Source organism: Calditrichota bacterium (assembly GCA_016867835.1).
Lineage (GTDB): Bacteria > Electryoneota > AABM5-125-24 > Hatepunaeales > Hatepunaeaceae > VGIQ01.
This window is the reverse complement of sequence record VGIQ01000002.1, coordinates 62,757-70,717: the sequence shown is the minus strand read 5'-3', so window position 1 is coordinate 70,717 and position 7,961 is coordinate 62,757. Positions and strand designations below refer to the sequence as shown.

Annotated in this window: 7 protein-coding genes; all 7 read left to right on the top strand. The window is 54.6% G+C overall.

The genetic code is table 11. The features are described from left to right. Positions 1-68 precede the first annotated feature (68 nt). The 7 genes from FJY67_00605 to FJY67_00575 are packed head-to-tail and all read left to right on the top strand — an operon-like array spanning position 69 to position 7,961. Positions 69-263 (top strand): hypothetical protein, encoded by a 195-nt coding sequence (locus FJY67_00605; protein ID MBM3327958.1) that lies wholly within the window; start codon positions 69-71, stop codon positions 261-263. Between the two features lie 44 nt (positions 264-307). Continuing rightward, positions 308-1,303, top strand: a complete 996-nt coding sequence (gene hflK, locus FJY67_00600) for an FtsH protease activity modulator HflK (GenBank protein ID MBM3327957.1) — start codon at positions 308-310, stop codon at positions 1,301-1,303. 50 nt (positions 1,304-1,353) lie between these two features. Next, positions 1,354-2,145, top strand: a complete 792-nt coding sequence (gene hflC / locus FJY67_00595) for a protease modulator HflC (protein MBM3327956.1) — start codon at positions 1,354-1,356, stop codon at positions 2,143-2,145. 35 nt (positions 2,146-2,180) lie between these two features. Then, positions 2,181-3,509 carry a site-specific DNA-methyltransferase gene (locus FJY67_00590; protein MBM3327955.1) on the top strand — a complete coding sequence of 443 codons (1,329 nt, stop codon included), beginning with the start codon at positions 2,181-2,183 and terminating at the stop codon, positions 3,507-3,509. Next, positions 3,502-4,305 (top strand): endonuclease, encoded by an 804-nt coding sequence (locus FJY67_00585; GenBank protein ID MBM3327954.1) that lies wholly within the window; start codon positions 3,502-3,504, stop codon positions 4,303-4,305. Before FJY67_00590 ends, FJY67_00585 begins: the two co-directional genes overlap by 8 nt. Positions 4,306-4,317: 12 nt before the next feature. Then, on the top strand, positions 4,318-7,203 hold the full coding sequence (locus FJY67_00580; GenBank protein ID MBM3327953.1) for a hypothetical protein: 2,886 nt from the start codon (positions 4,318-4,320) through the stop codon (positions 7,201-7,203). Positions 7,204-7,205: 2 nt separating this feature from the next. Then, positions 7,206-7,961: a hypothetical protein gene (locus FJY67_00575; protein MBM3327952.1), complete on the top strand. Its 756-nt coding sequence runs from the start codon at positions 7,206-7,208 to the stop codon at positions 7,959-7,961.

Genomic DNA, 7,961 nt, shown 5'->3' with positions numbered 1-7,961 from the left:
TCGACAAGTTGACACCAGAGAAGGTCGCTGAACTGGCTCAAGTCTTCGATGAATTCCGGAATAGCGAAATGGCAAGAATATCCCGGCAGTTTCGAGTGGGCAAAGGGGAGGTTGACGAAGTTCGACTCGGACTCGATACGGCGTTCCTAAAGGTTTTGAGCCTCGAGGCTACGAGGGATGAACTGCTTGAACTTTACCGCCCCATCGGTCAGGCTATCGACCAATGGCTTGGGAATCGAAATTCAAGATATGGAGGAGAATAAATGGCACGAGATATTGAAGTTCACTAACCCACTATATTACTATTATGCCCATCCCCAAAAAGAACATCACTATCGGCGGTGAAGTGTTCGAAGTGCCGGACCTCGGAGCACTCTTCGGACGAGGGCTAAATGCCCTCTTCATCGTCATCGGCGCGCTTTGGCTGCTCTCCGGCATCTACATTGTCCAGGCCGAGCAGCAGGGCGTCGTTCGCCGGTTCGGTAAATTTGTCCGGGTCACCTCGCCGGGCATCAACTACCGCCTGCCCTGGCCGATAGAGCGCGTGGACAAGGTCGGCGTAGCCACCGTCCGCCGAGCCGAGGTCGGCTTCCGGACCATCGATCCCGGGCCGCCGGCAAAGTATCAGGACAAGCCGGAGGAGTCGCTGATGCTGACCGGCAACCTGAACATAGTCAAAGTCGATCTGATCATCCAGTATAAAATCGTCGATCCGGTCGATTTTCTCTTCAAGGTCAAAGGAATGGAGGCGACGCGAAGGCCTATCGAAGCCGCGCTCCGGCAGGTCGTCGGCAAGCACGAGATCGACGAAATCCTCACCACCGGCAAGGGGGAGATTCAGGAGGAGACATTGATGCTTTTGCAGAAGATCGTCGATAGTTACGAAGCCGGGCTCAAGATCGTCGCCGTTCAATTGCAGGACGTCCATCCGCCCGATGCCGTCCGGGACGCCTTCAAAGACGTAGCCTCCGCTCGCGAAGACCGCGACCGGCTGGTCAACATTGCGCAGGGCTACGCTGCAGACATCATTCCCCGGGCGCGCGGTGAAGCAGCCAAGATGGTGAAGGACGCCGAAGCCTTCGCCTCCGAGCGCGTAGCCAAAGCCGAAGGTGATGCTGAGAATTTCAACCGCATTCTGAACGAGTACCGCTCGGCGCGGGAGGTTACGCGCAAGCGGATGCTCCTCGAAACGCTCGAGCAAGTCCTTCCGGGGCTGAAGAAATATATCGTCAAGTCGGATAAGTCAGGGGGAATCTTGAATATCCTGCCCTTGGGGAGCGCTGCCGAAGGAGGCCGGAAGTGAAACGAAACCGCACCCTGCGTTGGATCGTAATCGCGCTTGTTGTCATCCTGATGACGGCTTATCAGGTCGATGAGATCGATCAAGCCATCGTTCTGCAACTTGGCAAGCCGGTCAGGGTCGTCATCGAACCGGGCCTCCATTTCAAATTGCCCTGGCCGATTCAGTCCGTCATCTTCCTCGACAAGCGGTTGCTCGACTACGACTCGAACCCGACCGAGATCCTGACCCGCGACAAGAAAAATCTGGTGCTCGACAATTACGCCAAGTGGCGCATCATCGACCCGCTGAAGTTCTATGTTTCGGTGCGCGACGAAAACGGGGCTCAGGCGCGGCTTGACGACATCATCTACTCGGAACTGCGCGTCGAATTGGGTAAGCACGACCTCGACGAAGTGGTCACCAAAAACCGCGAAGACCTGATGGCGAACGTCACCACGACCACCAACGAAGCCGCCAAGGCCTACGGCATCGAGGTCGTCGATGTGCGCATCAAGCGCGCCGATCTGCCGGCCGAGAACGAGCGCTCGGTCTATGAGCGGATGCGCGCCGAACGGAAGCGGATCGCCAATCAATACCGCTCCGAAGGCGAAGAGGAAGCGCTCAAGATACGCGCCGCAGCGGACAGCATGAAGGTTACGATTATGGCCAATGCCTACAAAGAGGCGCAGACCATTCGGGGGCAAGCCGAAGGCAAGGCGATCGACATCTACGCCAAAGCCGTCGGAAAGGACCCCGACTTCTACGACTTCCTGCGCAGCATGGAAGCCTATCGCAAAATCATCGACACCTCGACAGTGCTGGTTCTCCCGCCGGAGACGGAATGGCTGAAGTGGCTGAAGTAGAAGATGGGGAATCAAATGACCCATAAGAGCCTTTAATGCAGGTTGAGTTCTTTCCGATCACTCAACGGAACCATAAGATGCACTCCAATGGAACAGCCAATCGTATGGCCGAGTCGGATCGGAGATTTCATGACTGGTACAGATTTGTCCTGTCTTTTCCCCCTCATCTCGTCAGATACTATCTGAACCGATTTGGATTGGAGAGTGGACAAATTTTGCTTGATCCCTTTTGCGGCACAGGAACTACTTTGGTCGTGGCAAAAGCGCTTGGGATTGTTAGCATCGGAATCGAAGCAAACCCTATGGCTCATTTTGCAAGTGAAGTCAAGGTGGATTGGGAAATCGACCCGAGTGAAATGAAAAGTGTCGCCACACAGGTGGCAGAAACTTCGGAGAGAGATTTGATGGGATGGCAGGGTAAAAGTCTGCTTGGACTTCCGCCTGAATCTCAAGAAATACTACTCAGCGGCTCAATTAGCCCAATTCCACTTCACAAATCACTTGTCCTGCTCAAGAACATTCGTGCATTCGTGACTCATAACTCATATCGACATCTGCTTTTAGCTTTTGCTAAGTCAACAGTCGCGCATGCAAGTAATCTCCACTTCGGCCCTGAGGTGGGCGTCAGGACAAGCAAGCGTGAAGACGCTCCGGTAGTCATGAACTGGCTGACGGAGGTTTTGCGTATGACCGAGGACATTACCCTAGGCTCTGGAGCGGGTGCGTCATCCAAAGTAATTCTCGGCGATTCGAGGTTTATAGACGATCAAATCCAACCAAAGACTGTAGATGCGGTCTTTACCTCGCCGCCGTATCCTAACGAGAAGGACTATACGAGGTCAACCAGGTTGGAATCGGTGTTGCTGGGTCATATTAGAACCAAGCAAGACTTGAGGGAATTAAAGAAAGGACTTCTAAGATCGAACACAAGAACAGCTTTTCGGACTGACAATGATGACGAATGGATTTCGGGCAACTTACGCGTAGAAGAAGTTGCAGACCAAATCGAATCGAGACGTATTGCTCTAGAGAAGACTTCAGGATTTGAACGGCAGTATGCAAGAGTCACTAAACTCTACTTCGGGGGAATGTTTCGCCATCTATTTGCTTTACGCGAAGTTCTCAAGCCCGGCGCTCGTCTTGGTTACGTTGTTGGTGATCAGGCATCATATCTACAAGTTATGATAAATACTGGAGAAATTCTCGCAGAGATTGCTGAATCTCTCGGATATGAGGTACTAGGGCTGGACTTGTTCCGTACAAGGTTTGCGACGGCCACTAAACAACAGCTTCGAGAAGAGGTCTTGCTTTTACGCTGGCCTGAATGCCATATTCACAAAAAGGTCGGAGATCGCAGTGCCTAAAGCAAAAAACCGCTATTCATTACTACTTGAGACAATATTTCGTGAGAAGTATCGCGAGGGCATTCTTGAGATTGACTTCGAGCGGGAAGAGCTTATGCTCGCCGCTAAACGTCTTAAAATGGTATTACCCAAGAACCTCGGGGATATAGTCTATGCATTTCGGTATCGAGCGGACATTCCAGAACTTCTTGCCAAATCTGCGCCCGCAGGAATGCATTGGATAATCAGACCTGCTGGCAGGGGAAAGTATCGTCTTGCGCTCACCTCTGCCCCGAGAATTACGCCGAATATATCACTTGCGGTAACCAAGATTCCTGACTCTACTCCGGGAATAGTAGCGAGGTATTCGATAGGTGATGAACAGGCTCTCCTTACCAAGATACGGTATAACAGGCTAATTGATGTATTCACAGGCGTTGCTTGCTACTCCCTTCAAAGCCACCTCAGAACCACAGTCGAGGGTATTGGACAAGTAGAGACTGACGAGATATACGTGGGGGTTGACAAGCGCGGGGCGCATTATGTCTTCCCAGTGCAAGCGAAAGGAGGCTCAGACCAACTGGGTATTGTTCAAATAGAGCAGGATATAGCCCTTTGCGAACAAAAATACCCAGGTTTGATATGTAGCGCTATCGCAGCTCAGTTCATCGAGAGTAATTTAATTGCTCTGTTCACTTTTGTAGTGGACGATGACGGTCCGGCTATTTCCGATGAGAAGCACTACAGGTTAGTCGCACCTGATGAACTCACGGATGATGAACTGCGCGATTATGGTAATTGGCCATTATCCCGATAGGCACCGCCCTAAATGCACCTTGAATCCCTGAACATCCGCGGCTTCGGCTGCCTGCGCACCCGGATCGACTTCGCCCCCGACCGGCTCAACCTCGCCGTCGCTGACAACGAAGCCGGCAAGTCCACCCTTGTCGCCGCAATCCTCGCCGCCTTCTACGGCATCGAGGAACATATGGGGAAAACGAGCAGTAAACGTCCCCATAAGCGTCAAGTAACACCATGGACTGACCCCGACGAGTTCGGCGTCGAACTCGACTTTTATCTTGGCACCCAGCGTTGGCGCATCGAGCGCGACTTCGCTTCCGGTGATGTTCGCCTTATCGACCGCGATTCCGGCCGCGATCTCGCCGACGAATTTCACATCGGCAAGGGACGCTACCAAATCGGCGAAAAACTGCTCGGCCTCTCGGTGGAGTCGTTTCTCAAATCGTTCTACCTCCGGCAGGACGAGCAACTTACCCTAACCGAGCCGGGCGACCTGACTCATCACATCCAGCAGGTCGCGACCTCCATCGAAGGCGGCACCACTTCCGGTCAGGCCATCGAACGGCTTCGCGGCGCCCTCGACCGCATTCCTGACATCACCCGCAACAGCCCGTCCGTAAAGGTTGAAACTGCCCTCAAACGGCTCCAAGAGGAACTCGACAGCGTCCGCCGCGAAATCGCCACCCTGGACCATCAGCGCGCGTCCATAGAGCCGCAAATCGCCCGCATGCGCGAGATCGAGACGTCGCTTGAAACGCTCCGGCAGACGCAAACCGAGGCTCTGAAAAACGGCGACGCGGCCGAGATTCGCGAATCGTCGCTACTCCTCGAAAAGCAGGATGCCCTCGCCGCCGAGGCGGCCCGGCTTGCCGTCGAGGCGAGCGAGTTAACGCTTTTCGAGCAATTCCCGGCTGCCCGCGCCGACCAACTCATCAGCCTTGAAGGTCTCATCGCTCAAAAATCCGCCGATGCCGTCCGCGCCGAAGAGAGGCTCGCGAGCGAAGGCATCGCACCGCTTGAGAAGGTGGAGAAGGCGCTGCAGGACGAACGCACGCTCGCCGGGGTTGGCGAGAGCGACCTAAGGGAACTCGATAGCGCCGTCTCGCGGTTGGGTGACCGCCTCGAACGGTTGAACGATGCCGATAGGGAATTGAACCGCCTCCGGTCAAGCCTCGACGAACGAGGTCTCGACCGCGAGCAGTTCACCCGGCTGAAGGCTCTATTCGGTAGTTTAACTGCTGACGAAAAGCGCTTCGTCGAGTCCTTTCGAGCTCTCTATGCCGAGGTGGACGGCAAGTTTCGCGAACAGCGCACCCGGCGAGAGTGGGTCGAGCGCGAGCGAAGCCTTATCATTACCCGTCAGAAGCGCGTCGCCGCGACCGCCCGGACGTTCTTCCTGCTGGCAGCGATTACCGTCCTTACGGGCGGTGCACTCATTCTGCTCACCAAGGGCGAATGGCTCGGACAGGTTCTGGCCGGCCTAGGGGTCTTCTTCGGTGCGGCGGGCGCTATCGCCCGGGGTGCTTCGGGCGGAGGCGCCGATGCTGCTGCCCTGCGTAAACTGAACGAAGACCTCGGCGAAGCGATGACCGAAGAGGAGGAGTCCGGATCCCGCCTCGAACAGATAACGCGCGACCTGACCGACCTCGCCGTTCGCCTGGGCGAGCCTGACGGCACCGGGTTAATGAACGACTATCTGTTCTACGATCAGATGTCCGATGCCGTCGAACCGCTGTTGACGGCTGAGAATGCTGTCGAGCGCGCCTCCGGTGAGGCATCCGCCGCCGCCGATCTCCTGCGCAAGTTCTTCGACCGGGCCGGCCTCACCTTTCCCGAACGAAGCGCTCTCAAGGCGGCAGCCGAATCGTTGCTCGAGCGCTACCGCAAGGCGGTTCGCCTGTCGGAGGAATTCAAGACCGCCAAAGCACGACGCGACGAAATCGAGCGCGACATCGAGCGGCTGAAATCGGACCTCTCAGCGAATCGGGCGCTCTTTGAGGAAATCCTCCGCCTCGGCAGTATCGACCCATCCCTGCCGCCGGCCGAAGCCGTCGCCACGTTTAAGTCGGCACTCGACAAGCATCACCGCCTGCGCACCGTCCGGACCGAACTGCAGCCTCGTATCGAGCGTGAACAACTTCCGGAGGTCGATCTGGCTGCCAAACGCGAGCGTCTTTCGCAACTCCGCGCCAAATTCGACAACGTTCCGCCGGTTCCGCCGCATTCGCGCGAGTTCTATCAGGAAGCGGCCGATAATGCTAACCGACATACCAAGAGTCTCGAAGAGGAGCGACGATCGCTCGAACGCGCAGTGGTCACAGTCCTCGACCGTTACGAAGGGAATTACGGTATCCTTAAACGCAAGGCAGCGGATTGGGAAGACCGGATCGAGCGCATAGAGACCTTTCGTTCGGACGTCGAGACCGCGCTGCAAGTGCTATCGGATATCTCGCGCGAGGTCTATCGAAACTGGGCGACGGCGCTGTCGGAAGAGGCCGCGCCTTTTCTGGTCGCGCTGAACCCCCGTTACAGCGAACTGAAATTCGACGAGCATCTCACCTTTACGGTCCTCGATACGGCGACCGGCAAGCGCCATTCATCTCACGAGGTCGAAGCCGTCCTCTCAACCGGGGCGCGCGACGAGGTCTTCCTTGCGGCCCGGCTCGGCATAGCCCGCTACCTTTCCCGTTCGGCGGTCGGGCCGATGCCGGTGGTGCTCGACGAGCCGCTCGCCGCGGTCGATGACGATAAGTTCATCTCCGGAATGCGCTTCTTTCTCAACTCACTCTCGCGCCAGCATCAGGTGCTGGTGATGTCCTGCCACGAGGAGCGTCACCGCTGGCTGGGGGAACAGATGGGCGGACTGTTTGAGGATCGGGTGAGAAGGATCGAACTCAAAGGGGTGGAGGGGTAACCGTGAAAAACACTATCAGTTACTCAGATGCCATTGAACGAGTGATGCTAGAAAATGGCGGATTTGCATCTTTGCGATTAATCTATCAAGAATTCCTCAAATATCGTTCGCTTACAGGCAAAACTCCAGATAAGACTATACAAGAGCGCGTTCAGCGCGATCCAAGATTTAAGCGAATTGGAGTAGGAGTGTATGCACTTGCCAAGCATTCGTTTGTGTCAGAGCCAGTGCCAGTCGAACAAATTGCATTTAAGGAATTTCAACACACTCACATTCAGGGAATGCTCCTCGAACTGGGTGAGTTTAAAGGGTTCAAGACATACTCGAATGATAAGTCTAAGAAATTCAATGGCAAATCACTGGCTAATATATGCACCGTTCGCGAGTGCCCTCGATTCACTTATGATGAAATCATCGATAGGTCGGCGCGATTTTTTGATGTAATCTGGTTCCAAGATGCTCGTTCGAATCCACCTCCAATACTTTATCCAATTAGTATATTTGAAGTCGAACATTCAACGGATTTTCGGTCTGCTCTTCTCAAATTCGACGAGTTGCGCTATTTTAGGACTCAGTTCAATGTTGTCGCACCGCAAGATCGTTTTAGAAAGTTCGAATCTGAGAAACGAAAGGAGGCGTATCGCATCATTGGTCCAAATGTCAATTTTCTATCTTATGAAAAAATCACCGAGATTTATGCCGAATTGGAACAAGATCAAGCTCGAAAGCAGCTCTATTCTGAAGTATTTGGAGTCTAA

Coding starts and splice junctions, on each gene's coding strand:
- FJY67_00605 (MBM3327958.1), top strand. CDS start 69: ATGGCAAGAATATCCCGGCAGTTTCGAGTGGGCAAAGGGGAGGTTGAC.
- hflK (MBM3327957.1), top strand. CDS start 308: ATGCCCATCCCCAAAAAGAACATCACTATCGGCGGTGAAGTGTTCGAA.
- hflC (MBM3327956.1), top strand. CDS start 1,354: ATGACGGCTTATCAGGTCGATGAGATCGATCAAGCCATCGTTCTGCAA.
- FJY67_00590 (MBM3327955.1), top strand. CDS start 2,181: ATGCAGGTTGAGTTCTTTCCGATCACTCAACGGAACCATAAGATGCAC.
- FJY67_00580 (MBM3327953.1), top strand. CDS start 4,318: ATGCACCTTGAATCCCTGAACATCCGCGGCTTCGGCTGCCTGCGCACC.